Origin of the sequence: Peribacillus sp. FSL K6-1552, assembly GCF_038005205.1 — a bacterium.
Lineage (GTDB): Bacteria > Bacillota > Bacilli > Bacillales > DSM-1321 > Peribacillus > Peribacillus butanolivorans.
Window position 1 is genome coordinate 635,597 of record NZ_JBBOST010000001.1, and the last position, 26,481, is coordinate 662,077.

Below are 26,481 nucleotides of genomic sequence, written 5' to 3' on the forward strand. Positions count from 1 at the left end.
TCTCGGATTTTCATCTGCGTTTATTTCAATCCATTTGTGAAATAATGAAGGTACTGTAAAAAATAAGAAATATACAGGAGGTTTATGGATGCATAATCATGATATTTTAATTAGATTAAGATATGCTCTGGATATAAAAAATAAAGATATGGTAGAGATATTTAAGCTTGGGGATATTGAAGTAACAAGAGAAGAAGTCATGCAGATGCTCACAAAACCAAAAGACGGTTTCTATGATGAATACGACGACGATGATATGGATGATGAAGGTATAAAATGTAACAATACGATGTTGGAATCCTTTTTAAATGGCTTGATCATTTTTAAAAGAGGGAAACAAGAACCAAAACCCGGCCAGCCAGAAAACCCGGCACCTACTGCAAAGAATAAGGAAAGCATGAATAATATTCTGCTAAAGAAATTGAAAATTGCGCTGACATTAACAAGCGAGGATATGATTGATATCCTGGATGAAGCAGGAGTCATGATAACTAAAGGAGAATTAAGCGCCATCTTAAGAAAAGTTGGTCATAGAAATTATAAAGAGTGCGGAGATAAATTCGCCAGGAATTTCTTAAAAGGGTTAGCTTATAAATATAGGGGATAAGGGAGCAGCAAAGTAGTTGAACTAAAACTAATATATGAATGAGATGCTCATACCAATGCTCAATTTTTTTGAAAGTTACTTAACCGTTAATAAGAAATAAAAGAATCCTAATTTCTCATTTATGACCCTGAGAAAATTAGGTTTTTTTGCAAACTTCACCAAAATCCAATGTTCCGCCACATACGCTCTACACATGTTGAAGTAGTAACAAAATTAGTTTTAAAATAAAATAGTAGACACTAATTAAAGTTGTGCATAAAGTGTGGACAAAGGAAAGAGAGAAGAAGGAGAAATCCCAATCCCTCAAGCCTTTCTCCTATCCTTGTGCATAACTTTTTTTAGAGGGGAGAAAGAACGACCTTATATATTATTGAGAAAAATGAAGTACAGCAATGAGGGTGTTTCATTGTAAAAAGCCCATTCTATTGAAACTTTTTTTAGTATACGTTTCAATACCAGTTTCTAATTACCATCACCTGATTAGGAAAATCATCCCTCAATATTATTTAAAGAAAATAATATATATTCAAAAAATTCATATTATAATACTTTATACTTATGCTATATTATAGGGAGAATTATTTATTATCACGTATAACCTAAGAATTGGAGTGATTTGAATGAAGAAACTTGGTTTATTTAGTATGTTTTTGATTCTTACTATCATTATCTCAGCTTGTGGAAGCAATGATGAAAAAAATGCAGGTGAGAAAGAGAAAAGTCAAAAGGTATATAAAGTTGGTGTGGATACGACATATCCTCCCTTTGAATTTAAAGAGGGAAACGACTATAAAGGTATTGATATTGAATTAATCAATGCAATAGCAAAAGACCAGGATTTTAAAATCAAATTTTCTCCAATGGATTTCGGTGGAATTATTCCAGCGATGCAAGCCAATCAGCTTGATGTCGCTATTGCAGGAATGAGCATTACAGAGGAAAGAAAAAAGGTAGTAGATTTCTCAACGCCGTATTTTGATGCAGGATTAACAGTGGTTGTTAAAAAAGATAATACAAGTACTAAATCAGTCGATGACCTTAAAGGAAAGACCATAGCAGTGAAAAAAGGGACAACCGGTGCTAAATATGCACAGGATAATTCCAAGGAACTAGGAATTAAAGTTGTTCAATTTAATGATAGTCCAGCTATGTTCCAGGAAGTAGCAAACGGTAATGCCGAAGCACTTATAGAAGATTATCCTGTTATCTCCTATGCAATTGCTCAAAAAGACCTTGGGTTAAAAATCGTAGGTGATCGTTTGAATGGAGATCAGTATGGAATTGCTGTATTGAAAGGGCAAAACCAGGATTTATTGAAAAAAATAAATGACGGTCTTGCTAATCTTAAAAAAGATGGAACATACGATGAAATATTAAAAACTTATCTTGGTGAATAGATTTATGCTTATTAGGCGCGCTTAAAGCGCGCTTTCTTTTTCTAAGGGGTGAATAGAATGGATATAATTGTTGCGGCATTGCCTATTTTATTAAAAGGACTTCAGGTGACACTTTATATCTTTGTAATTGCCATTATCCTAGGTTTTTTGATTGGTTTAGTGGTGGCCTTGCTGCGACTTGCTCCTATCAAGATCTTGAACTGGATTGCAAAGGTTTATGTAGATGCGATACGAGGAACGCCGTTTATTGTGCAATTGTTTTTTATATATTTCGGTGTGAATTCACTCAATTTGATTTCTTTAAACAGTACTACAGCTGGAATAATTACCGTTGCCATCAATGCAGGGGCCTATTTTGCTGAGATAATAAGAGCGGGAATTCAATCCATCGATAAAGGACAAACAGAAGCGGCAAGATCAATCGGATTCACTGGTACTCAAACAATGCGATATGTAGTACTGCCACAAGCCTTTAGAAGGATGCTTCCTACCATTACGAACCAATCGATCATTAGTCTAAAAGATACATCTCTATTATCCGTTATCGGTATAGCGGATTTAACACAGCAAGGGCAGATTCAGGCTTCGGCAACCTTTGAAGCGTTCAAGATTTGGCTTGTTGTTGGTGTGATTTACTTTATCATCATCTATTTGTTAACCCTTATTGCTAACTTCATAGAAAGGAGGGTACAAGTTCGATGAGCATCATTACTGTAAAAAACCTGAGAAAATCATTTGGAACTGTCGAGGTTTTAAAAGATATTAATGCAGAAATAAAAGAAAAGGAAGTAATTTGTGTAATAGGACCTTCTGGATCTGGAAAGAGTACATTTCTGCGCTGCCTGAATCTTCTTGAGGAAGTTACGGGCGGTGAGGTGGTCATTAACGGACATGATATTACTGACCCTAAAGCGAAAATCAATATAAACAAAGTTAGACAAGAGGTTGGAATGGTTTTTCAACATTTCAATCTATTCCCTCATAAAACCGTGTTGGAAAACATAACGTTGGGGCCTATTAAAATTCGTGCCACCGATAAAGCTGAAGCGGGAAGATTAGCGCTTGAGTTACTGGATAAGGTTGGGTTAAGGGAAAAAGCAAATAGCTATCCAGGAGAACTATCCGGAGGACAAAAACAACGGGTTGCCATCGCAAGGGCATTGGCCATGAATCCGAAGATTATGCTATTTGACGAGCCGACTTCTGCACTTGACCCTGAAATGGTCGGAGATGTTTTAGAGGTAATGAAACAACTTGCTAAAGAAGGTATGACAATGGTCGTTGTTACCCATGAAATGGGCTTTGCCCGGGAAGTTGGAGACCGTGTCATATTCATGGACGGAGGGTATATTGTAGAAGAAAATGAACCGAATGAATTATTCGGTAACCCTCAGCATGTTCGAACCAAAGCCTTCTTAAGTAAGGTGCTTTAGGCAGGTAGAGTGTGGGAATGAATGGCTAAAAGAGTGAATGCTTATCACTTAAGTGGCTTATAAAACTCACCGACGTTGAAGTTAAAATAAATTAAAGTTGTGCATAACGTGTGGACAAAGGAAAGAGAGAAAAAGGAGAAATCCTAATCCCTCAAGCCTATCTCCTATCCTTGTGCATAACTTTTTTTGTTTTAGAGGTAAAGGTTAATCGTGTTCCGCGCCAAGCTTCAATAAGGCTAAACATTCATACAAAAAAGTAACCTATGCATTCAACACCTGCACAGGTTACTTCTCTAGTTACTGGGCTCCGTAACTAATCAAGTTCGTCATGATTCGATATCCTCCTGGTACCTGGCTTTGAATTTGCCGGTAGAGGACAAGGTTGGTGTAGAGATAGGTTCCTTTACCGTAATTGGCCATTAGGATTCCACCATCAAATGGTTCTTCATTTGGATCAGCCATGGAAATGAAAGTTTCAAATCGTTCGTCCCATTTCATTGGGAAGTACAATCCTCTTTCTTGAACCCAATTGTTCCAATCGTCCGTTGTTATTTTGTTTGGATAGTTGAAAAGCGCTGATTCTGGTTTCAATACGTTTACTGTGGCTTTTTCATCGGTTACTCTCCAGCGAATGGAGGGATTTCCGATTGTAAGTGGATATGGAGCAGTCGTCAGGGCATCCCATCCATCACCAGGTTTGTGGTATTGAACGACAAGGTGACCGCCGTTTTCTACGTATTGAAGTAAGCGCGCGTTATTTGTCTTTAGATCTTCTCGAGATAGATAAGCGCGTATACCTGTAACAATCGTGTCGTATTGGCTCAAATCACCTAATGCTAAATCATCAGCTGTTAGCTTTGTAATATTAAGACCTGCGTTGCTTAAGTAATCGGCTACTTTGTCAAATCCACTCTCAATGTAACCTACTTTTAGTGAAGCTGGCATTAAAAGCTCAAATGCAACGGTGTTGATTGCTGCTGGGTATTGATAATAGAATGTTCCGATATGGTCATAGGAAATTTCTTGAATGGTAGAATCAAAGGTTTTTCCATTGACAGTAGCTTCTGCTTTAAGCTGATATTCACCATTTTGAATCGTCTTCGGTGGTATAAGGGTGAATTTCACTTGTTTTTCTTCTGATTTTTCATTAAATGATACGGTTGCTTTTGCAGGTGACACTTTCCAATTTTTAGGTATTTTTAAAGCGACGTTTGCTGATGTTTTTCCTTCTGTATAATTTTTTACAGTTACGGTTACTGGTATTTCTTCCTGTACATCTGCTGTGTTTACCACGATGTCTTCAGGTGAAAGGGTAAGACCCACATCAGGTAGGACAGCAATTGTTCCTTCCAATTCTTCTGTGATGGTAGTCTTGGTTTTACCGGATTCATATGAAATGTTGGTTGTAATTGCTGATTTGTCATAAGCATGGTAATAGGAAGCATCTTTTGGAACGTTAACCTGGTAGGTGATGGTCTCTGATTTATTTGGTGCTAGATTGATTGCTTTAGATTTTATTTTAGCTTTCCATCCTTTAGGCACGTTCAATTTAGCAGAGAATTTTTTCAATGTTTGTTTTCCAGTATTCTTCACTGTTACGGTTACGTTCGTGTTTTGACCTTTTGTAAGGATCGCGGAGGCTGATTTTGCCTGAACATATAGTCCTGAAGAGACATAACTAACGTTTTGTAATTGCTCTTCTTTTAATGAGAGCTTATGAAGCAAGTCGTTCTTCAACTCAGAGTTTAGCTTTGCCTTTTTAATTTGCGAAGTAAGTGAACGTACATGAGAAAGAGCTGTTTGGGATGTTGTGAAAACACGTTGGTCATTCGGATAGGCCGCAACAACAGCGTTCAAATCCCGTTGTACATTTTTAAAATCAGATTTTAACTTTGAAGCTGAAACTGGGAGTTTATCAGCCCATTCGGTAAAATTATAAGGTACTCCTGCAAAAAGGTCTGACTGGCCTTTCGTATCAACTGCACTTTGTTTCAAATCTAGATGAACCTGGCGAGGTGCTGCAGGGATATCAGAGCCCATTCCTTGGCTTTTATGCAGATAGCGGGATTGTTCTCCAAGCTGTGGATAAGTCATACCGTATATTGGGTCATAGGTACCGATTTCAATGGATGTGGTGGCTTTATCTGCGGAGGAAACAGGTAAATATAATTTTTTGACTTGCCATACCGATAGACCTTGTTTCAATTGTTGTGGAAAAACAGATGGATTAGCCGCATCCTTAAAAGCACGTTCACTTAAGATTGTCATTGTGCGATGATGTCCATGCTGGGTATCATCATTTTGGAAGGATGGCATCAATATATCAGGCTGATATGTTCGGATAAACCGGATAAGCCGTTCATACGTGAGTTCCTCGCCCCATTTTTCTAACGTTTCTTCTGGTGTTTTCGAGAAGCCAAAATCATAGATGGGATCAGAGGTTGTTTCACTGAGATGATAGGCTTTAACCCCGGTAATTTTTGCAGCTTCTATCATTTCTCTTGAACGGATAATTCCAAGAGCATTGTCCAGTTCATCCCCAATTTCATTCTGTCCGCCTTCACCACGGTTTGCAATTAGGCTGGAGGTCTTCACACCTAACCCTCTCGATAAATAGGCGAGAAAGTCGCTGCGCTCATCATCTGGGTGGGCACCGCTGTTTAAGAATGTAACGGTTGTCTCGAGTGGCTTGACCGCATTCCATAACTCAACATTAGGTTTTTCCTTTTTTGCTGCGCTACCTGCGAGCGGCAATAGTGAAAAAACTAACAAAAGTGAAAGCAAAGGTACCAAAATTTTTTTCATGCCTTCCTTTAACCCCTTTCAAATTTAATAAAAAACCTAAGCTTCTTTGAAGAATATGAAAAGTATGTTAGTAATATTACCTAACTAACTTGATGAAAAAGCTTATCTAATAAATAACATAATAGGTTATAATTGTAAATGAACCGAAATAACTATTAAAAACAGAGTATTTGAAATAATCAAAAAATAACTTGTGCACTTTCTTCATTTAAGTTATATTTTTACTTAATTAGTAAGATTTACTAACTAAATAATGTAAGGCCGTGATGTGATGAGTTTTAAGCGAACACCCAATCATCAAAAATACGTAAATAAAAAAAGAATCATTCAATGCATCCAAGAATGTTCATCTATTTCAAGGGCTGAAATCGCTGTTAAGCTACAGCTTAGTAAACCGACAGTTTCTCTTGTTGTAGATGAACTTATACAGGAGAAATGGGTATTTGAGAAAGGAATAGGAGAGTCCTCATCTCAAGGCGGGAGGCGGCCAATCCAGCTCTTTTTCAATGAGCGAGCGGCATATATCATAGGAACCGATATTGGCGGAACAAAAGTGAAAATCGTTTTATGTGATTTAAGTGGCAACATCCTTGCTGATACTAGTTTTTCAACAAATATTTATCTACAATCAGGTCTTCTTAAACAAATGGCTATTGAAACAGATCGGTTAATTGCAAAGAATCAGTTCGCGAAAGATAGGATTTTAGGGATGGGAGTTGGGATTCCTGGTATTACACAAACAGCAAGTGGACTAGTGATTGAGGCACCGAGTTTAGGGTGGATTCAGTATCCATTTATAGCCGAAGCGAAACGGTATTTCGATTTCCCTATCTTTGTCGACAATGATGTGAATGCTGCTGCGCTAGGTGAACAGTGGCTAGGGAACGCACAGAATAAGCGAAATGTACTGTTTATTGCAGTTGGCACAGGGATAGGAAGCGGCATTATCTTGAATAACCAGTTATACAGAGGGGCTTCGAGTGCAGCTGGAGAGATGGGATATATGGTAACTAATAAAGAGGATATGAAGCGTGAATTTAAGCCGATTTTCCACAGATATGGCTATTTAGAAAGTGTTGCAGGAGGAAAGTCCATTGGTGCTCATTTTACTAGAGCAGTTCTCAAGGATCCTCATCATTCCTTTTTTGAACGGGCCCAGTCTTCTGAACTATCAGGTGAAGATGCATTTTTGTTCGCAAAAAAAGGAGATTCGACAGCTATAGCTGTCATTAATGACGCCATCGAACATTTAGCCTACGGAATTGTCAATGCAGCTAGCTTGCTAAATCCAGAGGTCATTATTTTAGGAGGTGGTGTATTAAATTCATCTGAATACATTTTACCTAGAATTCGGGAGATTGTTGATCGATATCTTCCAAGTTTAGTAGAAATGAAAACTTCACAACTGGGAGAAAACGCAGGAGTTTTGGGAGCGGTTTCCCTATTTTTAAGAGAACATGATAGCATTTTGAATTTTCATAATGAGGGGGATTATTAATGAATAATAAGAAAAAGTCGTTTGTTTCAGTGCTAACCTTATCGGCAGCTTTATTGATTTCTGGATGTAGCAGTACAGATACAAAAACGAATTCGAATGCAGGCGGTGCCAAAGAAGAAAAAAGTGAATTAGAAGATAAGATTGTAGTTTATTCACCGCATGGAAAAGATATTTTATCAAAATTCGAGACTCAGTTTGAAGAAAAATATAGCATTGATGTTGAGTGGCTTGACATGGGGTCTCAGGAAATCCTTGATCGTGTTCGTTCAGAGAAAACTAATCCGCAGGCAGATGTTTGGTGGGGAGCACCTTCCACGAACTTTAACCAAGCAAAGGATGATGGACTGCTAGCTGCTTACCAACCCACCTATTCTGATAGTCTTGATGAAGGGTTCCACGATCCAGAATGGTATTGGACGGGAACGAGCCAGACTCCAGAAGTCATCATGTATAACAGCAAGGAACTATCAAAAGACGAAGTACCAAAAGATTGGGATGAGCTGCTTGACCCGAAATGGAAAGATGAAATTATCATTCGCTATCCGCTAGCATCTGGAACGATGAGGACGATTTTTTCTTCGATGATTTATCGCACGTATAAGGATACAAATGATCCTCAAGAGGGCTATGATTGGTTAACGAAGCTCGACCAAAATACAAAAGAATATTCAGCCAACCCGGAAATGATGTATAACAAAGTAGCCAAAGGAGAGGGTTCACTATCTGTTTGGGCAATGCCGGACGTTGTCATGCTGAAAGAAAATAAAAACTATCCGTTTGAGTTTGTTATTCCAGAAAGCGGAACACCGGTGTTGACAGAAGGAATTGCCATTGTTGAAGGTGCCAAGCATCCAAAAGCAGCTGAAGCGTTTTATGAGTTTGTGAACTCACCAGAAGCTGCGAAAATTTTAGCTGAAGAATTTTACCGGATTCCGACAAGAAGTGATGTGACGGATTTACCTGAATGGATCACGGAAACAGATATTAAAACGATGGATATTGATTGGGATGTTTTCCAAGAAAAAGGTGACGAGTGGATGAAATATTGGGACGAAAATATTAAAAGTGGAGATAAAGAAATTAAAGAATAAGGAAGTGTCGTTGGGATGGCGTCAATAAAAATAGAGAATGTCCAAAAAGCCTTCGGAAAAACGATAGCTATCGATCATTTAAATCTGGAAATCAAAGACGGTGAGTTTTTTACCTTTTTAGGTCCAAGTGGCTGCGGAAAAACGACAACCCTTCGGATGATTGCTGGGTTTTATTATCCAACAAAGGGTGTCGTCCGATTTGGCGACAAAGATATGACGCGAGTACCTCCGGAGAAAAGAAATACTGGCATGGTTTTTCAAAACTATGCCCTTTTTCCTCACATGACGGTTTTTGAAAATGTAGCCTTTGGATTGCGCGTGAGAAAAGTTTCTTCAAGCGATTTAAAGGGGAAAGTGCTGGATGCACTTCGCAAAGTCAGGCTGGAGAACTACTCGGATCGTCAAGTGAGCCAGTTAAGCGGAGGACAGCAGCAGCGTGTAGCCCTTGCGAGAGCACTTGTTATTGAACCGGAAATATTACTGTTGGATGAACCATTAAGTAATTTGGATGCCAAGCTTCGTGATGAGATGAGAGCAGAAATCTTAAGGCTGCAGCGTGATTATAAGATTACCACCATTTATGTCACACATGATCAGGCAGAGGCATTATCCATGAGTGATCGGATCGCCGTGTTCAATTTTGGGGTATGTCACCAGGTCGGGACTCCGGCAGAAATTTATAATCAGCCCGCTAATGATTTCGTGGCGAGTTTTATTGGTGAGATTAATCTATTGTCCGTTCAAGTGAAGAACGTTCAACAAGAGAATATAGTGGTTACCCTAGAAAACGGTGAAGAACCGGTAAAATTAATTGTACATAATCACACTAATGAAGGAGAGTTAATTCAACAGAATGAAAAGAACCTTGCAGTTTCGATTCGTCCTGAAGCAATCCGTATTCTTGACACGGTCGAAAAAGGAACAAATATCTTAAAAGGAAAAATCGAATCTGTCCAATTCTTTGGATCTGTTGTGAATGTGATGGTGGATGTTCATAACGTGTTACTGAGGGTGGACGTATTAAACACGCATGAATTCGGATACTTTTATCAAGGGAAGGAAGTGTATGTACAGCTTCCGGAGAAACAACTGCGCCTCATCCCGGTCATAAGCGGTGATGCTCCATGATTAAAAATCGTGATACAAGATTGACAATTTGGCTTCTTATACCAGTTGTATTAGTGCTCGTTGCATATGTTCTTTATCCATCATTGAGAACCTTTTTCGAAAGTTTGCAAAAAGACGGATCGATATCTTTCGGAAATTATCAGGATTTCTTCGTGCAGGAATCGAAAACGAACTTAGAAGCTCTATGGAACTCTGTTTATATATCAATTTTAAGTGTATTGGCTAGTGCCTTGATTGGTATTCCGCTTGCGATTATTTTTAACCGTTACGATTTTCCAGGCAGAAGCTTCTTTTCAACTGCAGCGATTTTGCCGATTGTTCTTCCATCATTGGTAGGGGTTATGGCCTTTATGTTTTTATATGGAGAATCAGGATTAATTCCAAATGCTATTAAGGATTTGTTTGGTCTTGATAAAGTTCCTTTCAAAATTGGCGGGGTTTCGGGAATTCTTATCGTGCATGCCTATACGATGTATGTATATTTTTATATGACCGTATCCGCTGCGATCAATAAAATTGATCCGTCTCTTGAAGAAGCTGCATATAACTTAGGTGCGAATAAGTTCAAGGTATTTTGGAAGGTGACATTTCCATTATTAACACCTGCCATCGTTGCCGCTTCTTTACTTGTATTCATGATTTCAATGGCTTCATTCAGTGCCCCGTTTTTATTAGCTGGTGGGTACCGAGTGTTGAGCTTGCAAATATATTTTTCGAAAATTAATGGTGATATGGAAATTGCTGCTACTCAATCTGTAATACTTTCAATTGTTTCGATTTCATTTCTATTATTCATGCGTTGGTATCAGAATAGGAAAGATTACCGCATGGCTTCGAAAGGAATCGGGGCACACAGGAGTGAAGTGAAAAATCCGCTTATGAAGTGGGTGATGGTGGTAACTGGTATCATCGGCGTACTTATTCTGCTTTTACCGCACTTTACGATTCTATTGCTTTCACTTGTGCCGGATGGAACCTGGACGTTTCAAACGTATCCAACAGTATTTAATGTGGAAAATTACCGACTTTTGTTTGAAGACCCTAATATTTTTAAACCGTTACGAAATAGTTTACTAATGGCTGTTATTGCCACACTAGCAAATTTGGTGTTTGGGGTCATAGCGTCCTATGTTCTTGTCAAACGGAAATTCATTGGGAAAAGCTTTATTGATATTCTAGTCATGATTCCATGGGCCTTACCTGCAACAGTTATTGGGATGAACTTGATATTCGCATTTAATGAACCTAGCGTTTTTTCATTCGGTCAAATATTAGTAGGAACATTTTGGATTTTGCCTCTGGCCTATTTCGTTAGACATATCCCACTTGTTGTCCGCTCAACTAACGCCGTTCTGGAGCAGCTTGATGACTCGATTGAGGAAGCAGCCAGAAACTTGGGGGCAAAGTGGTTTTATACCTTCAGAAAGGTCATTTTACCGATTATTATGCCTGGCGTTTTATCAGGGACATTATTAGCCTTTATCGAGTCTGTAGGAGAATTCCCAACCTCAGTCCTATTGTATACGATTTCTAACAGACCTATATCTATTGAAATTATGAATCAGCTTCGGATGTTCAATATGGGGCAGGCAGCTGCTTATGGGATGATTCAAATCACGCTGATTGTTTTTGTTCTTTTTATTTCGAACAAGTTTTTTGGAATCAAAGCAGAAAAAGCCTTATAAATCGGGGGTAAAAAGATGAGCAAGCTGGATGAATTTATCAAAAATGAAGGTAGTGTTTTTCCAGGAAAAACATATGTAGAAGAGCTTCTAATGCCCGTTTTTAATGATCAAAGAGATTACTTATTTCATGTGATGTTCGATATTCATCGAGCACATGTGATCATGCTTTCAGAACAAAAGATTATTAAAGAAGAAGAAGCAAAAATTATGCTGGATGGGATTCGGAAAGTGGCTCAAACAGATCTCACCCTCCTGACCTATCAACCTCAATTCGAAGACTTATTTTTCATGATGGAGGCAAAGATTGGCGAAGAAATCGGTCATGAGCTTGCAGGAAAGATTCATATCGGTCGCAGTCGTAATGATATGGGAGTTGCCATGTATCGGCTTGTTTTGAGAGGCCATCTTCTTCAATTAATTGGCTATGCAGACCAATTGAGTGAGTCATTCTTGGTGCAAGCTGAAAAGCATATAGAAACCTATATTACGGGTTACACGCATACTCAGCCAGCTCAGCCGACTACATTAGGCCACTACTTTCTAGCCATTTATGATGTTCTTCAAAGAGATATTGGACGGTTATGGGCAGCCTATGAAACGGTGAACCTATCCCCACTGGGAGCGGCCGCATTAACCACAACTGGTTTTCCGATCAGCCGGAATCGTACCGCTGAATTGCTTGGCTTTGAGGCGGTTGTTGAAAATTCTTATGACTCGATTGGCGGGGCCGATTATTTATTAGAAACTGCGACTGCAATTATGACGTGCATGGTCAATACTGGAAGATGGATTCAAGATTTTTTGCAGCATGTGACAAGGGAGTTTGGTACATTTTATGTGGCAGATCCTTATGTTCAAGTAAGCAGTATCATGCCGCAAAAAAGAAATCCAGTATCAATTGAACATTCCCGATCGATTGCCAGCAGTGCGTATGGTGATGCGCTTGCTGCAATGAATATGATCCACAATACTCCATTTGGTGATATCGTCGATACGGAAGATGATTTACAGCCGCATTTATATCGAGCATTTTCGAATGCAGGCCGTGTCATGAAACTAATGTATGCAGTCATATCAACCTTGAAAGTAAATGAAGAACATACAAAAAAAATGGCCGCAAAATCTAGTATCACGGTTACTGAATTAGCAGATACTCTATCAAGAGATTACGAGATATCATTTAGGAAAGCTCATTCCATAGCTAGTCATATTGCAAAACGGTCGATAAGTGAAGGGAAAGAGTTATATGACTGGGACACACAAGACATTAACAAGATTATTAATGAATTCGTTACAGTGAATATAGCAGAAGACGAATGGAAAAAAATCATCTCTCCCGAATATTTTGTGGAGATTAGAAGCATTCAAGGTGGACCTAGTCCGAAAGAAGTTTCAAGGATGATTGTTAATAGAAAACAAAAACTAGAACAGCAGGTGCAGGAATATAAGGAAATTGTTAAAGCTTTGAATGATAGAAGGAAAGCTTTAGTGGAATATTGAGGTTGCAGCTTTGGAAAATCCCGTAAGCAGAACTGTGTCAAAGTCAGCATAATGTTTAAAGACCCGGGAGGAAGTTGCCTGGGTTTTTTTAGGTTCATTCCATTTTATTTAAATGTCATCTACTATTTACAGGGCTAGGGCTCTGATAAATAATGCTGTTGATAATTGAATATAGAGAACAAATGTTCTAAAATGAAAGAACAGAACGAGAGTGAGATGTATCGAATGGCTTTGTAAGAGAAAATAGTAAAATGACTAGAAAGCTTTAAAATGGAGGATTAGAACAGATGGATGAGAAAAATCAAGACTTATTAGAATCAGATCTCAGCGTTCAAAATTCCGGGGCTTCCTCTGACACTATTCATAGTGACCTTCTTGCAACAAAGGAACATGTTTATAGCCCGTGCAGGTTTGAGTTCTCACAACTACTAATAGAAGCACAAAACGCTGAATATGGAGCCTATATATTCAAGTTGAATACCCTTTCCATTAGATTTCGTGTGGCTAAAATCACACCTACAAAGGTTGGACAATTTGTGACTTTGTGGGAGAGAATTGGGGATGGAGCGATTCAACCATATGACATATCAGATCCAGTTGATTTGTTTGTTATTAGTACTCGCAAAGGTAATAACTTTGGTCAGTTTGTATTTCCAAAAGCTGTTTTATTTGAGCAGAATATAGTATCTAATAAAGGTAAAGGTGGTAAACGAGCAATACGCGTTTACCCACCTTGGGACAAGCCTACTAGCCGCCAGGCACAAAAAACTCAGATATGGCAGCTAAAATTTTTCATAGAGATACCTATAAATACACCAATAGACTGTGTTCGTGTTCAAATGCTTTACAGTCCAAATCACGTAAGTCAATTAGAAAAATAATTATGATCTCTATGGATTTGGGAATATGTACAATTGAGTCGTAATAATTTGATGAATTTTCAACATTATCGTTTAACATAGTAAAGAATAAAAGAATCTGCTGATTACCATGACTCATGCTGTCACTCATTACTCATGTACTAAGAGAAAAATAGACGGTTTAAGGGAGAAAAACGCCTAAAAAAGAAGCGTGTATCCTTTATGGGGTATGGAATACATAACAATCGAAAGGCTCAGTCTTTTGACTGAGCCTTTCGATTGTATAATTTACGGTGCACTTTTAATCCCCAAAAAACCACCGTCAAAGAAGTACTTCATATATCTTTAACAGATTTAGATTATTTTGCGGGATCTAACTGAACCGAGAGCTTTCTGAAAGCGAGACTTACAGTAATCATAACCAAGAAATTGACCGCCAAGGCAATGATTCCAACATTCAAATCTTTCGCTGCCTGTGGTAAGGATGGAAACAAGGTACCTATGGTTGAATGACTAAGCGTAATGTAGGTTACGATGGCCAATCCGCAGATGATCCCGGCGATCGCTCCATATTTGTTGATGGTATTAGTCTTTTTCAGGCTAAAGAGAAGAGACGGAAATAACTGTGTGATAAGACTGTATCCCATGAGAATTAATGCTGACATCGTTTCGCCGCCGTTTAAGGTAAAGTAGACTGCTATTAATGCAATAACAGGAACGAGGAACTTTGCTAATCTTACAACGTTCCGGTCGGATACTGCAGGTGCAAATTCCTTATAGACGTTTTTCGCGAGCAGTGTAGCCACACTCATTAAAAGCATGGATCCTGGTACTAATGCGGTCAGCATTCCAGCTCCGCCGATTATGCCTATAAACCATGGATCAAAGGTCTCAATAGAAAGGCGCAGCAATGAGAGGTCTGCATCTGCCCCAACGAGTCCAGGCACTTTCAATATAGCAGTAAATCCTACAAAAAAGACAAATAACAACATGAGCGTATATAACGGACTGATTATAGCATTTTTACGAAATACTTTCCCGCTGCGCGCCGAATAGACAGCGCTGAAAACTTGGGGCCACATGTAAAAACCAAATACAAGCAATATTACCGTGGAGATAAACCATGAAACACTAAGCCCCTGTTCAGGAAGCTTTAGAAAACCAGGCTTGGCTGCATTTACGGCCTCAAACATCGGTTGAAAACCACCAAAGTAATGAATAGGAAGATAAATTCCTAAGAATCCTATAATCACGATCATCATGATATCTTTAATGACTGCTGTCCAAACTGAGCCGTGTATTCCAGAAATCATAACATAAATGGTAAGGCTGATTGCTCCCATCCAGACCGCGGTAGACATTGAAATTGCTCCATAAGATGCTTCTGAAACAATAATCCCTAATCCTTTAAGTTGCACGACAATCACTGGAATCATAGATACCACACCGACAAGTGCTGCCAGAATTCCTAAACTTGGGCTCTTATACTTGCTTACAAAGAAATCAGATTGAGACATTAGACTATTTTCTTTGGCATATTTCCATATTTCCGGAAGAAGCCAATATGACAATACATAAGACAAAGTAATGTAAATAAGGACGTATAAAGCGGGTGCACCCTTACCATAAGCCCAGCCGCTGCCGCCAAGAAAGGAAAACGTCGTATAAATTTCTCCAGCCATCAATAGAAAGACGAATATAGCACCAAAACCACGGCCTCCAACTGTCCATTGTTCCAAATTCATGTCTTTTCCTTTTGAAGATCGAATACCTAAAAAGATTGATAAAAGTAAAAATCCTAAAATAATTAAGAGGGAAATATTCATTCCTGGTCACCTTCCCGATTTCTGGGGTCCAACTTATACATGATGCCCAAAATAACGGATGTAAGGACCACCCACATAGCCATCCAAAACATATTAAAAGGCATCCCTAATACATAAGGTTCTATTCTGTTAACGAACGGAAGAAATCCTAATATGCCTATAAAAGGAACTAGAGTAAGTATATAAATAATCTTCATTAATCCAACCCCTCCATTCTAAGTGAAAAGTCATTCATATCGAATTACAGTACCTTACACTATTTTAATATAAAATTTACTGTGGCTGCATTATATATTTTAGTAGCACTTCTCTGTGTTAGCAAAATAAATTGAAAAAAAGGAAGGGAGTGTCCCTTCCTTTTAATTCCTGCGACCATGAAAAATAGCTACTTTTTTTTCTGATAGTTATAGAGTACGAGTAGAAGAATGAACCAGATTGGCGTCATTAACAGTGAAAGTCGTGTAGCTTCAGCGAATAGCATAACGATTAGGATGAACAGAAATAATCCTAAAATAACGTAATTGATAAAGGGTGTAAAAGGAGCTTTGAATGTAGATTGGGCTCTCAAGTCCGGACGTTTTTTCGTATATTTGATATGTGAAATCAAGATGATGCTCCAAACCCAAATAAAACAGATGGCACTGATTGTAGTTACTATTGTAAAGGCCTGTTCAGGTATCATTTTGCTTAGCAATGCCCCTAGGGAGACGACGATTGCCGATGTAACCAAGGCATTACTTGGAACAGCATGTTTATTTAATTTTGCTAATTTTGCAGGAGCATCGTTATTATTGCTTAATGTATAAAGCATACGGCTTGTTGAAAATAAACCGCTGTTGCCGGCAGATGCAGCGGATGTCAGGACAACAAAATTGATAATCCCTGCAGCGATTGGAATGCCGATTAGTGTAAAGACTTCTACGAATGGACTGCTTGATGCATCCAGCTGTGTCCAAGGATTGACGCATAGAATGACGAGTATGGCACCTACATAGAAAAGTAAAATTCGGACCGGGATTTTATTGATGGCTGATGGTATATTTTTTTTCGGGTTAGCTGTTTCTGCTGCAGAAACACCAATTAATTCGACCCCTACAAAGGAGAAGACAACCAATTGTAAAGATAGCAGGAAGCCGGATACGCCGTTCGGAAACATGCCTCCGTGGCTCCAAAGGTTGGTGAGTGAAACGGTTCCTGTATTGGTTTTGAAGCCAATGACTAACAGGATGATGCCTACAATAATCAAGGCAATAATCGTGATGACTTTAATGAGCGCGAACCAGAATTCAAGTTCTCCAAACAATTTAACGGTCAATAGATTCAACCCTAACAGAATGACCAGGCAAGCAAGAGCTGGTATCCATTGAGGGATATTGAACCAATATTGCATATAGACACCAACCGCGATGATATCAGCCATGGCTGTCATGATCCAACAGAACCAATAGGTCCATCCGGTCACGAATCCAGCCCACGGCCCGATATATTCGGTAGCGAATTCGGTGAATGACGTATAACCGGCGTTGGATAAAAGTAATTCCCCTAAAGCCCTCATAACAAAAAATAAGGCAATCCCTATAATAAGATAGGAAAAGATAATGGAGGGGCCTGCCAATTGGATGGCTTTACCGGATCCAAGAAATAAACCGGTACCAATTGTTCCTCCTATTGCAATTAATTGTACATGGCGATTTTTTAAATCTCTTTTCAATTCCTGTTTAGCCAATTTGAGCATCTCCCGTTGTTTATGATCTTAGTCGTGTGGAGCGTGATTCTACATCTCGTGTAGCTCGTTGTTTTCACCTCGCTTATGCCATTGAATGGCAATATCTTGGATTTTGGACAATAAAAAAAGAGATTGGATACTACCAATCTCGTCAGGTTTAAGAATAACAATTCATCATTCGTTACTCTTCTGTCCTTTTGCCTGAGATTGTGAATCCTTCGGCGCTGTACTATGTACAGTCTCTCCAGAAGCTGCTCCTGCTATAGTGTGATCCATAGCATTCAACGCTTGCTAGTATGCGGTTGTAATAAATGTCCGTTTGTAGAAGAATTGAATCTTCCTTCGGTCATTTGTCATTATACTTAAATAACGTCAATATAATATTGGAATTCTATCATTGTTTATTCTATAGGTCAATATGGAAATTGGAAAGTTAGCGGGTAATGTAGTTGATGTATATCAACATTCTATAAAAGTAGTGATTGGAAAAGCCATAGTGACTGTAGCTGATAGTTAACGGGTCCACTTTAAAATCAATACAAAAAACAACAACAAATTTTGTGGTTATCGTTCCGCAGAAGAGTAGACTTCGTTTAAGCCTTAATTTGCTTTTTGGTGAAATACATGAACCAAAAGGAAGCTGTAAGGATGTTACAAACCCCTCGTGTCATTATTGGTATTTCACAATATTGTAGCTTTTCTAGGTGGTTTTTCTAATCAATTCATACCATTGAACTGGCATTTTAATCGCGACTGTTTTCCGAATAGTGTGATAATATTTAGGTAAAAAGGTGAAAGGAATTAGAGATGCTATGGCGATAAAGACAGTATCAATTGTTGGATTAGGAGCACTGGGCATTTTATATGGACATCATTTATCAAAGGAAATGCCGAAGAAGAATGTGAGGATTATTGCGGATACAGCTAGAATAAAGAGATATGTCCAGGATGGGGTTTATTGCAATGGTGAGCGTTGTGACTTTCATTATGTAACGCCTGAAGAAATAGGCGAGCCTGCAGATTTGATGATTTTTACTGTTAAATTTAGTGGATTGGAAGATGCTATTGAAGCGGTGAAGAATCAAATTGGAAAACAGACGATTATTATTTCTGCTTTGAATGGGATCACAAGTGAAGCGATTATTGGTGAGGCGTATGGAAAAGATAAAGTCTTATATTGTGTTGCACAAGGTATGGATGCTGTTAAAGAAGAAAATAAGTTGACATACGAACATATGGGCATGCTCTGCTTTGGTGAGCGGGTACCTGGATTGGTTTCAGAAAAGGTTCAGCAGGTGGCAGATTTTTTTGAAAAAATGAAGGTTCCATATGAGATAGACACGGATATGTATAAGCGGCAATGGGGGAAATTTATGCTGAATGTTGGTGTCAATCAAACTGTTGCTGTCTATAAAAGTAATTATGGTGAAATTCAACGAAATGGTCATGCAAGAGAAATGATGATTTCTGCCATGAGAGAGGTTATCGTTCTGTCAGAGAAAGAAGGAATTCATTTAACGGAAAGAGATCTGGATTATTGGTTAAGTGTATTGGATACATTAAGCCCAGAAGGAAAGCCATCCATGGCTCAAGATATCGAAGCTCGACGTTACAGTGAGGTTGAGTTATTTGCAGGTACGGTATTAAAATTAGGTGAGAAATACGGAGTGCCTACACTTGTAAACAAAGAGTTATATGATCGGATTAAACTTCTTGAAAGTCAATATATTTGCAACTAAAGTTTGACTTTTTTCTATAATAACTCCCTTAACTTTCTCTAGAACAAGGCCATTTGAACTGAGCTCAGTCTTTAAAGACTGGGTTTTCTTTGGTTGTGTTAAATTCCACCTTATCTTATTAGGGTCATGTTATTTTATTGATTTCTTAAAATACTAATATATCTAATATCACTTTTAGTGATTGAATTTTTTTATACTGGTTAGTGTTTCCTCTAGAAATACATTTGTTTTTTTACAGAATATTTATTATTATAAGATAAGATTATAAATTATGCGATATGAAAAAGAATTGGAACTTTTCAAATCTAATCTAAGTATGGAAAAAGAATCAACAGTTGTTTTAATCTAAATTGAGAGTTAATTAGGGACTAGAAAAAAACTTTAATAACCTTGTACGAAGCATAGTCGCTAATATTACATCTGGAGGAATTAATCATGTCAAACAAAGAATTAAAGAGAGGGCTAGAGGCACGTCATATTCAGATGATCGCTTTGGGCGGTACCATTGGTGTTGGGTTATTTATGGGATCAGCAAGTACGATTAAATGGACTGGACCATCTGTAATGCTAGCTTATGCTATCGCTGGTCTTTTTATATTTTTCATCATGCGTTCTATGGGAGAAATGCTTTATTTAGAGCCTACTACGGGTTCGTTTGCAACATTTGCGAGTAACTATATTCATCCTTTAGCAGGTTATATGACTGCATGGAGTAATTGGTTTCAGTGGGTAATCGTCGGAATGTCCGAGATAATTGCCGTTGGAATGTATATGAAGTATTGGTTCCCAGATTTACCCGCATGGATACCAGGTGTGATTGCCATGGTTATCCTAGGGGCTGCAAACCTCATTTCTGTAAAATCTTTCGGGGAATTTGAATTTTGGTTTGCGCTTATTAAAATTATAACGATTGTACTGATGATTATTGCTGGACTAGGTCTTATCTTTTTCGGATTTGGAAATGGCGGTGATGCAATTGGATTATCAAATCTTTGGGCAAATGGCGGCTTCTTCACCGGGGGCTGGACAGGGTTCTTCTTTGCGCTTTCCCTTGTTGTAGCATCCTATCAGGGCGTTGAACTTATCGGTATCACTGCGGGTGAAGCGAAAAATCCAACGAAGACTGTAACAAAAGCTATCCAAAGCATCATTTGGCGTATTTTAATATTCTATATTGGCGCTATTTTTGTCATCGTGACAGTCTTTCCTTGGAACCAACTAGATGACATCGGTAGTCCGTTTGTTTCAACCTTTGCTAAAATAGGTATTACTGCAGCAGCAGGTATTATTAACTTTGTCGTAATCACAGCGGCGATGTCTGGATGTAATAGTGGGATTTTCAGTGCAGGTCGTATGCTTTACACTCTAGCAATGAACGGTCAAGCTCCTAAAATCTTTGCGAAAGTATCTAAAAATGGAGTGCCAGCTTATTGTACGATTGCTGTCCTTTTAGGTTTAGCAATTGGTGTTGTCTTGAACTACCTTGCACCGCCACAACTATTCCTTTATGTTTACAGTGCTAGTGTTCTACCTGGAATGATCCCATGGTTTGTCTTACTTATTAGTGAGCTTAAATTCAGAAAGGTAAGAGCTGAGGAAATGGAAAACCACCCGTTCAAAATGCCTTTTGCCCCTTACAGCAACTATGCAACAATTGCATTTTTACTGATGGTGCTGGTTGGTATGTGGATTAACCCTAGTACTCGTATTTCCCTGATTGTTGGGGTCGTTTTCCTAGCTATAGTCGTAGCAAGTTATTACATTTTAAAAATGGAGAAGCGAGTACCATTAGAGGCTAAGACCGATGATGATATTTCCAGTTAAGAAGCAAGTAAGGATTTAGGGACATCATCTTGTTAAAGGAAACATTAAAATACTATTAATCTACGTTCATCATTCTAGCTATGCCGAGTGTGTTTCACAGTTAGTTTAAATATAATAGACACTAATTAAAGTTGTGCATAAATTGTGGACAAAGCAAAGAGAGATCTTCATCCCTCAGGCTTTTTCCCCAACTTGTGCATGACTTTTTTTGCGGAAGAAAAGAACACTGGGAGTAAAGGGGGAATAATCCAGTGAAATTGAAAACCGATAAGTTATTGTAAAAATATGTTCAAAAAAGGTATGAAGTATTTCAAGTATTTCCTCTGTTAGATCCAATTAGGTTGTAACTAACTTGTGCTTTACTTCTATGCAAATGTTGTTGGGATATAATTTATGAACGGTTTATTTTGCACATATAAGCTATTAAAGATTTTTAAGTATAATGTTAAAGGGAAATGATTATATTGTTGAAGTATGTAGTTCTAGAAATCGAATGTTTGTTTTTTGAAGCTTAATCCACCTAATTTTTTCAAATTAAAAAGAATATTAATAGTGAATTCCGAAAAAACAATGGAATTATTTATAAAATATAAATGTTTTTCAAGTATTGTGAAATTTAAAATAATCCTATATACTAAGAAAAAACTATTTTTCTATATGTAACTGGCGCAACATGGAGTACCATGGGGGAGCATATAGAGTATAAGCCGCGCGCCTGGGCAAACACTTGATTTTTTTAGATCAAGTGTTTTTTATTTTCCTAGGAAGAGGTGTAGGTAGAGATGAGTAATATGCATAGAAAGATGGGGACTTTTGCTTTAACTATGACAGGTATTGGTTCTATTATCGGCTCAGGTTGGTTGTTCGGAGCGTGGAAAGCTGCCCAGATTGCAGGACCAGCAGCTATTTTTTCTTGGATTATCGGTATGGTTGTAATTTTATTTATCGCATTATCTTACGCAGAGCTTGGGGCAATGTTTCCTGAAGCTGGAGGAATGGTTAAGTATCCTCAATATTCGCATGGTTCTTTTATTGGATTTTTAGCTGCGTGGGCAAACTGGATATCTATCGCTTCGACTATTACTGTTGAGGCCATTGCTTCAGTACAATATATGAGTACGTGGCCTTGGGAATGGGCCAGATGGACTCATTCTTTAGTTGATAACAATATCTTAACGATTAAAGGATTATTCATAGCTTCTTTACTACTATTGTTCTATTTCTTCGTCAACTATTGGACAGTTAACCTTTTTGCTAAGGCAAATTCATTTATTACTATTTTTAAATTAATTGTTCCAGGTGTAATGGCAGGATCGTTATTTTTTGCTGGATTTCATGGTGAAAACTTTACAAGTTCTCAAGGGATCGCACCATATGGTTGGGCAAGCGTTTTAACAGCAGTAGCTACTTCTGGTATCGTGTTTGCGTTTAATGGATTTCAAAGTCCCGTTAATATGGCAGGAGAAGCTAAGTCGCCGAATAAGTCTATACCTATTGCTGTTATTGGGTCTATTCTAATTGCAGGTTTTATATACGTTATATTACAAGTTGTGTTTATCGGTGCAGTTGATCCGTCTATGATTGTGAACGGATGGAGTCATCTGAATTTCAATTCACCTTTTGCTGATTTGGCAATTGCTCTTAGTCTTAACTGGTTAGCGATTGTATTGTATGTAGATGCGTTTGTATCACCGTCTGGTACAGGTGCTACTTATACAGCTACAACTTCGCGTATGCTTTATGGAATGCAGAAAAATGGGTACTTACCGAATATCTTTGGTACATTACATCCACTTTATGGTGTTCCTCGTCCAGCGATGTTATTAAACTTAGGAGTATGTTTTATCTTTTTATTTTTATTCCGCGGATGGGGCGTACTTGCTGAAGTGATTTCAGTTGCTACACTTATTTCGTATATCATGGGGCCAGTTGCATTGGCAACATTAAGACGTACAGCTTCTCATTTTAATCGTCCATTTTACTTAAAAGGTGCTTCTATTATTGCACCGTGTGGATTTGTTTTTGCATCGCTTACTTTATATTGGGCTCGTTGGCCATTAACAGGAGAAGTCGTTTTCATCATTGCCATTGGACTTCCTATTTACTTTTATTATCAAGCAAAAAATAAATGGAATGGATTCAAAAAACAATTTTTATCAGGTGTTTGGATGCTTCTTTACTTAGGTTGTATGATTTTGATTTCTTATATTGGAAGTGAGAAGTTCGGCGGAAAAAATATTCTTACATTTGGCTGGGATATGGTGGTCATCGCATGTCTAGCACTTGGCTTCTATTGCTGGGGAGTTAAAAGCGGGATTAAAACAGAATACATGGCTGAGGCTGAAAAAATTAACAAAGAATTTTTCAATAAATAACTTTTAGTGTAGACACCGCTATATGAGTAGAAAAAAACATGGTTGCTTTATGACCATGTTTTTTTTATTTTATTAAAAGTGCTGGCGATTGGAACACCTGACAATATTAATGAAGAATTTAAACTTTTACTACACGTTTATAGCCAACCTCGCTGAATAATGGATTGGCAGGAAGTACAAACATTTTATCTTCCAAGTCTAGTTGTATCGGATGAGAGAAAATGTCTCCGTTATATACGAATGAGTGATATTCACCAAACTCACCACATGGATCTACATCATCTGGTAGATCTTCAATAAATTTTTGGTCCAAATCTCTTCCTAAAAAAGAAGGATCGAGCTTATCTAAACGAATGCTGACAATTTTCGCTTTATACCCTAAATCAATAAACTCCTGGACTAGCTTTTTTGTGTTGATTTCGGCTAAAGGAAGGATTAGTTCATAACCATTAGACTCAACTAAGTTCTTTTTGTATTCGATACAATCCTCCAGAAAAAGATCTCCAAATGCAATTTTTGAGATACCTTGATTGCCAAAAAAATTCATGGCGTCAATAAGGCCTTTTTCAAAACCTTTCCCATCATATAAAGGATATTGAATTTTGTATAATGGAATTCCAATGGATTCTGCTTGAGCTTGAATCAATTTAAAATCAACCATGTGTCCGGATGTTTCATCATCAGTTGTTACGGTTGTAAGCAATGATACGACTTCATATTTGTTTTCTTTTAACAGCTTATGAAGCATATACGTGGAATCTTTGCCACCACTAAAGCAAGCAATGATCTTTTCTTTCAACATCAATCCATCTCCCTTTTGTTCCGTTTATTTCTATCGTACGCACTTTAGCTGCGTGAATCAACAAAGAAGGGGGGCGAGTAGAGTGCATACTGTTATCACTTGTTAAGTTTATTGAAATTGTTACGAGTAAATTGGTGGAATTCACGAGTAAAACTGCAAAATTCACGAGTAAATCATGAAAATTCACGAGTAAAACATGAAAACTTGCTAGTTAAGTGTGCTCTATCATATAGAAAAACTATATATCCTACTTTTTAAGGTACGGATGTTGAGTTAAAAGTATGAATTAGATTAATTGAAATCCTTTCCTGCCTATAGAATGTGTCTTCTCCTAAAGATTTTCATAGTAAATAGCATCCTCTCTACATCATCTGAGAAAGGGGGTTATATTTTGGAAAAGACAAAGCTTACCGGGCGGATCGTTACACCTGGTGATTCTGAATATGAGCAGGCAAGAATAAATAATAATTTAAGCTTCCCAAAATTCCCAAAGATAATTGTATTTTGTCAGAATACAAAGGATGTACAAAATGCATTAAAGTGGGCGAGGGAGAATCATATACCTTTTCGGGTGGACATAGCTATGAAAATTTTTCATTAGTAAATGGCGGTCTTATTATTGATGTCAGCGAAATGGATAGAATCAAGGTCAATCGTGAAAAAATGATTGCAAAAATAGAAGCCGGAGCTAATTTAGGGAAGGTATATAATAAATTATGGGAATACGGCACGACTATCCCTGCAGGTACCGAAAGCAGTGTAGGCCTTGTCGGCCTTACGCTCGGCGGGGGAATTGGCATGTTATAGAAATGGTAAGAGCGAGTGGGAGTAAAGGTGCCGAACTTATTAAAGCAAACAAGAATCATAATAGTGATTTATTTTGGGCTTGCTGCGGCGGGGGAGGAGGAAACTTTGGCATTGTCACGTCCTTTACATTCAAGGTGCACCCTATTTCTAGGGTTTCAGTTTTCTCCATTACATGGGGATGGGAAGATTTCGAAGCAGTATTTAATGCATGGCAAAATTGGGCACCTCACACGGATGACCGACTAACATCAGAAATAGAGTTTAAGTCAAAGGAAGTAAATCAAATTATCGCTCAAGGTGAATTTGTCGGTACGTCATCTAGGTTAAAGCAACTTCTTCAGCCTTTAACGACAACCGGTTCACCAACTAGTGTATTGATAAAGGAAGTTCCATATATTGAAGCTGTATGGTTCTTTGACGACCCGAGTGGAAACCAATCAGCCCATCGAAAGAGATCAGGATCTTTTCTTAATAAACCTTTTCCAAAGAAAGCGATCTTGACGATGAAACAATTTTTGGAAAAAGCACCAAATGAAAATTCAGGCATTTGGCACCAATCTCTTGGAGGAGCAGCAGGTAAGGTCGAACCAAAGAAAACGGCTTTCTATTACCGGGACGCCATTATTGCACAGGAATACCTAGCTACTTGGAACAATCCTGAAGAGGAAAGGGAAAACATACGTTGGATCAAAGAATTAAGGAGTGCATTATCACCGTATACGACTGGTGACTATGTGAATTGGCCTGATCGGCAAATCAAAGATTGGCCAACAGCGTATTATGGAGAAAATTTTAAACGGCTTCGAGAAGTAAAAACTGCATATGATCCATTTAATACGTTTAAATTTCCTCAAAGCATTCCACCTTATAATAGTGGTTTTAAGAAAAACAGGGGCGCCTTAAGGTTTGCTAAACTATGTGAATAACTAAAAGGCCTAATCCACTTATGGGTATAGGCCTCTTATCATCTAGCTTTTGTGACATTCTATTCTTAATTTACTCCGTTTTTTGAGTTTGCATTACACTGTATACTTGACTTACATATGATTGGGCTTGTGCGATTTCCGAAGCAGCTTGTTTAATTGCTTCTTGTGCCAATGTTGGGTCCGATGAGGATTTTTCAATTGCTTGACTAAGTAAAGTTTGTGTAAGAGTAACATTTGCTTTTGCTTGATTTAATTGATTGACATCGATTTGTTGTTGAGGCATTTATTTTCTCTCCTTATTTCCTATTTTGAATTACTCCTTTAGGATGACCCTTCTTTTCTTTTTTATAAGGAGAAAAAAATAATAACGTAAATATGTCAGTTTTATAATAAAAGGAGAAGTCGGAGCTATTCTAGCTTACTGAGTTCAATTGATGGATACGAGAATCTCT

At 38.0% G+C, this 26,481-nt stretch carries 19 protein-coding genes, 1 pseudogene and 2 riboswitches; of the genes and pseudogenes, 14 read left to right on the forward strand and 6 right to left on the reverse strand.

Features of this window, described 5'->3' with window-relative positions:
- Positions 1-88: 88 nt before the first annotated feature.
- The 4 genes from NST21_RS02985 to NST21_RS03000 all read left to right on the forward strand — a co-directional run bounded on the left by NST21_RS02985 (position 89) and on the right by NST21_RS03000 (position 3,437).
- Positions 89-607, forward strand: a complete 519-nt coding sequence (locus NST21_RS02985; protein WP_053344379.1) for a YehS family protein — start codon at positions 89-91, stop codon at positions 605-607.
- A gap of 620 nt (positions 608-1,227) precedes the next feature.
- On the forward strand, positions 1,228-2,004 hold the full coding sequence (locus tag NST21_RS02990) for a transporter substrate-binding domain-containing protein (RefSeq protein WP_056522466.1): 777 nt from the start codon (positions 1,228-1,230) through the stop codon (positions 2,002-2,004).
- A 57-nt stretch (positions 2,005-2,061) separates the two neighbouring features.
- Entirely contained in the window at positions 2,062-2,706 is a 645-nt protein-coding gene (locus tag NST21_RS02995; protein WP_053344381.1) for an amino acid ABC transporter permease, read from the forward strand.
- Positions 2,703-3,437, forward strand: coding sequence for an amino acid ABC transporter ATP-binding protein (locus NST21_RS03000; protein WP_053344382.1), 735 nt, complete (start codon positions 2,703-2,705; stop codon positions 3,435-3,437). Before NST21_RS02995 ends, NST21_RS03000 begins: the two co-directional genes overlap by 4 nt.
- A gap of 297 nt (positions 3,438-3,734) precedes the next feature.
- On the opposite strand, the gene NST21_RS03005 is transcribed toward NST21_RS03000, so the two are convergent.
- Positions 3,735-6,242, reverse strand: coding sequence for an NEW3 domain-containing protein (locus tag NST21_RS03005; RefSeq protein ID WP_340887638.1), 2,508 nt, complete (start codon positions 6,240-6,242; stop codon positions 3,735-3,737).
- A 271-nt stretch (positions 6,243-6,513) separates the two neighbouring features.
- On the opposite strand from NST21_RS03005, the gene NST21_RS03010 reads away from it, so the two are divergent.
- The 6 genes from NST21_RS03010 to NST21_RS03035 all read left to right on the forward strand — a co-directional run bounded on the left by NST21_RS03010 (position 6,514) and on the right by NST21_RS03035 (position 14,025).
- The gene (locus tag NST21_RS03010) at positions 6,514-7,740 is read left to right on the forward strand and encodes an ROK family transcriptional regulator (protein WP_340887640.1); all 1,227 of its coding nucleotides are present in this window, start codon (positions 6,514-6,516) and stop codon (positions 7,738-7,740) included.
- On the forward strand, positions 7,740-8,831 hold the full coding sequence (locus tag NST21_RS03015) for an extracellular solute-binding protein (RefSeq protein ID WP_053344385.1): 1,092 nt from the start codon (positions 7,740-7,742) through the stop codon (positions 8,829-8,831). Before NST21_RS03010 ends, NST21_RS03015 begins: the two co-directional genes overlap by 1 nt.
- A 15-nt stretch (positions 8,832-8,846) precedes the next feature.
- A complete protein-coding gene (locus NST21_RS03020) occupies positions 8,847-9,959 on the forward strand; it encodes an ABC transporter ATP-binding protein (protein ID WP_340887641.1) in 1,113 nt (370 codons plus the stop codon).
- Complete coding sequence (locus tag NST21_RS03025) at positions 9,956-11,644, forward strand: ABC transporter permease (RefSeq protein WP_340887642.1); 1,689 nt, start codon at positions 9,956-9,958, stop codon at positions 11,642-11,644. The genes NST21_RS03020 and NST21_RS03025 overlap by 4 nt, the downstream gene beginning before the upstream one ends.
- A 15-nt stretch (positions 11,645-11,659) precedes the next feature.
- Positions 11,660-13,144 (forward strand): argininosuccinate lyase, encoded by a 1,485-nt coding sequence (argH, locus tag NST21_RS03030; RefSeq protein WP_340887644.1) that lies wholly within the window; start codon positions 11,660-11,662, stop codon positions 13,142-13,144.
- A 287-nt stretch (positions 13,145-13,431) separates the two neighbouring features.
- Positions 13,432-14,025 (forward strand): MepB family protein, encoded by a 594-nt coding sequence (locus NST21_RS03035; protein ID WP_340887645.1) that lies wholly within the window; start codon positions 13,432-13,434, stop codon positions 14,023-14,025.
- Between the two features lie 338 nt (positions 14,026-14,363).
- On the opposite strand, the gene NST21_RS03040 is transcribed toward NST21_RS03035, so the two are convergent.
- The 3 genes from NST21_RS03040 to NST21_RS03050 all read right to left on the reverse strand — a co-directional run bounded on the left by NST21_RS03040 (position 14,364) and on the right by NST21_RS03050 (position 17,556).
- Positions 14,364-15,830, reverse strand: a complete 1,467-nt coding sequence (locus NST21_RS03040) for a sodium:solute symporter family protein (protein ID WP_340887646.1) — start codon at positions 15,828-15,830, stop codon at positions 14,364-14,366.
- Entirely contained in the window at positions 15,827-16,027 is a 201-nt protein-coding gene (locus tag NST21_RS03045) for a DUF3311 domain-containing protein (RefSeq protein ID WP_053344391.1), read from the reverse strand. Before NST21_RS03045 ends, NST21_RS03040 begins: the two co-directional genes overlap by 4 nt.
- A 188-nt stretch (positions 16,028-16,215) precedes the next feature.
- Positions 16,216-17,556, reverse strand: a complete 1,341-nt coding sequence (locus NST21_RS03050) for an amino acid permease (protein WP_056522438.1) — start codon at positions 17,554-17,556, stop codon at positions 16,216-16,218.
- Between the two features lie 179 nt (positions 17,557-17,735).
- Positions 17,736-17,814: riboswitch (glycine riboswitch) on the reverse strand.
- Positions 17,815-18,368: 554 nt separating this feature from the next.
- On the opposite strand from NST21_RS03050, the gene NST21_RS03055 reads away from it, so the two are divergent.
- From NST21_RS03055 to NST21_RS03065, 3 genes are all read left to right on the forward strand, one after another.
- Positions 18,369-19,295: a ketopantoate reductase family protein gene (locus tag NST21_RS03055; RefSeq protein ID WP_340887647.1), complete on the forward strand. Its 927-nt coding sequence runs from the start codon at positions 18,369-18,371 to the stop codon at positions 19,293-19,295.
- Positions 19,296-19,730: 435 nt separating this feature from the next.
- On the forward strand, positions 19,731-21,119 hold the full coding sequence (locus NST21_RS03060; protein ID WP_098176096.1) for an amino acid permease: 1,389 nt from the start codon (positions 19,731-19,733) through the stop codon (positions 21,117-21,119).
- 649 nt (positions 21,120-21,768) lie between these two features.
- Positions 21,769-21,847: riboswitch (ZMP/ZTP riboswitch) on the forward strand.
- A gap of 54 nt (positions 21,848-21,901) precedes the next feature.
- Positions 21,902-23,494: an APC family permease gene (locus NST21_RS03065; protein WP_201222229.1), complete on the forward strand. Its 1,593-nt coding sequence runs from the start codon at positions 21,902-21,904 to the stop codon at positions 23,492-23,494.
- A 118-nt stretch (positions 23,495-23,612) separates the two neighbouring features.
- Here NST21_RS03065 and NST21_RS03070 read toward each other — a convergent pair whose 3' ends face one another.
- Positions 23,613-24,296 (reverse strand): Dph6-related ATP pyrophosphatase, encoded by a 684-nt coding sequence (locus tag NST21_RS03070; protein WP_340887652.1) that lies wholly within the window; start codon positions 24,294-24,296, stop codon positions 23,613-23,615.
- Between the two features lie 391 nt (positions 24,297-24,687).
- Here NST21_RS03070 and NST21_RS03075 point away from each other — a divergent pair.
- Positions 24,688-26,029, forward strand: a pseudogene (locus NST21_RS03075) (FAD-binding oxidoreductase).
- Positions 26,030-26,099: 70 nt separating this feature from the next.
- Here NST21_RS03075 and NST21_RS03080 read toward each other — a convergent pair.
- Positions 26,100-26,312 carry a hypothetical protein gene (locus NST21_RS03080; protein WP_053344397.1) on the reverse strand — a complete coding sequence of 71 codons (213 nt, stop codon included), beginning with the start codon at positions 26,310-26,312 and terminating at the stop codon, positions 26,100-26,102.
- Positions 26,313-26,481 lie beyond the last annotated feature (169 nt).

Bases quoted from the DNA above. Each gene is read 5' to 3' on its own strand.
- NST21_RS03025 (WP_340887642.1), top strand. From the start codon at position 9,956: ATGATTAAAAATCGTGATACAAGATTGACAATTTGGCTTCTTATACCA.
- NST21_RS03020 (WP_340887641.1), top strand. From the start codon at position 8,847: ATGGCGTCAATAAAAATAGAGAATGTCCAAAAAGCCTTCGGAAAAACG.
- NST21_RS03080 (WP_053344397.1), bottom strand. From the start codon at position 26,312: ATGCCTCAACAACAAATCGATGTCAATCAATTAAATCAAGCAAAAGCA.
- NST21_RS03040 (WP_340887646.1), bottom strand. From the start codon at position 15,830: ATGAATATTTCCCTCTTAATTATTTTAGGATTTTTACTTTTATCAATC.
- NST21_RS02985 (WP_053344379.1), top strand. From the start codon at position 89: ATGCATAATCATGATATTTTAATTAGATTAAGATATGCTCTGGATATA.
- NST21_RS03010 (WP_340887640.1), top strand. From the start codon at position 6,514: ATGAGTTTTAAGCGAACACCCAATCATCAAAAATACGTAAATAAAAAA.
- NST21_RS02995 (WP_053344381.1), top strand. From the start codon at position 2,062: ATGGATATAATTGTTGCGGCATTGCCTATTTTATTAAAAGGACTTCAG.
- NST21_RS03005 (WP_340887638.1), bottom strand. From the start codon at position 6,242: ATGAAAAAAATTTTGGTACCTTTGCTTTCACTTTTGTTAGTTTTTTCA.
- NST21_RS03015 (WP_053344385.1), top strand. From the start codon at position 7,740: ATGAATAATAAGAAAAAGTCGTTTGTTTCAGTGCTAACCTTATCGGCA.
- argH (WP_340887644.1), top strand. From the start codon at position 11,660: ATGAGCAAGCTGGATGAATTTATCAAAAATGAAGGTAGTGTTTTTCCA.
- NST21_RS03045 (WP_053344391.1), bottom strand. From the start codon at position 16,027: ATGAAGATTATTTATATACTTACTCTAGTTCCTTTTATAGGCATATTA.
- NST21_RS03065 (WP_201222229.1), top strand. From the start codon at position 21,902: ATGAGTAATATGCATAGAAAGATGGGGACTTTTGCTTTAACTATGACA.
- NST21_RS03070 (WP_340887652.1), bottom strand. From the start codon at position 24,296: ATGTTGAAAGAAAAGATCATTGCTTGCTTTAGTGGTGGCAAAGATTCC.
- NST21_RS03060 (WP_098176096.1), top strand. From the start codon at position 19,731: ATGTCAAACAAAGAATTAAAGAGAGGGCTAGAGGCACGTCATATTCAG.
- NST21_RS03000 (WP_053344382.1), top strand. From the start codon at position 2,703: ATGAGCATCATTACTGTAAAAAACCTGAGAAAATCATTTGGAACTGTC.
- NST21_RS03055 (WP_340887647.1), top strand. From the start codon at position 18,369: ATGGCGATAAAGACAGTATCAATTGTTGGATTAGGAGCACTGGGCATT.
- NST21_RS02990 (WP_056522466.1), top strand. From the start codon at position 1,228: ATGAAGAAACTTGGTTTATTTAGTATGTTTTTGATTCTTACTATCATT.
- NST21_RS03035 (WP_340887645.1), top strand. From the start codon at position 13,432: ATGGATGAGAAAAATCAAGACTTATTAGAATCAGATCTCAGCGTTCAA.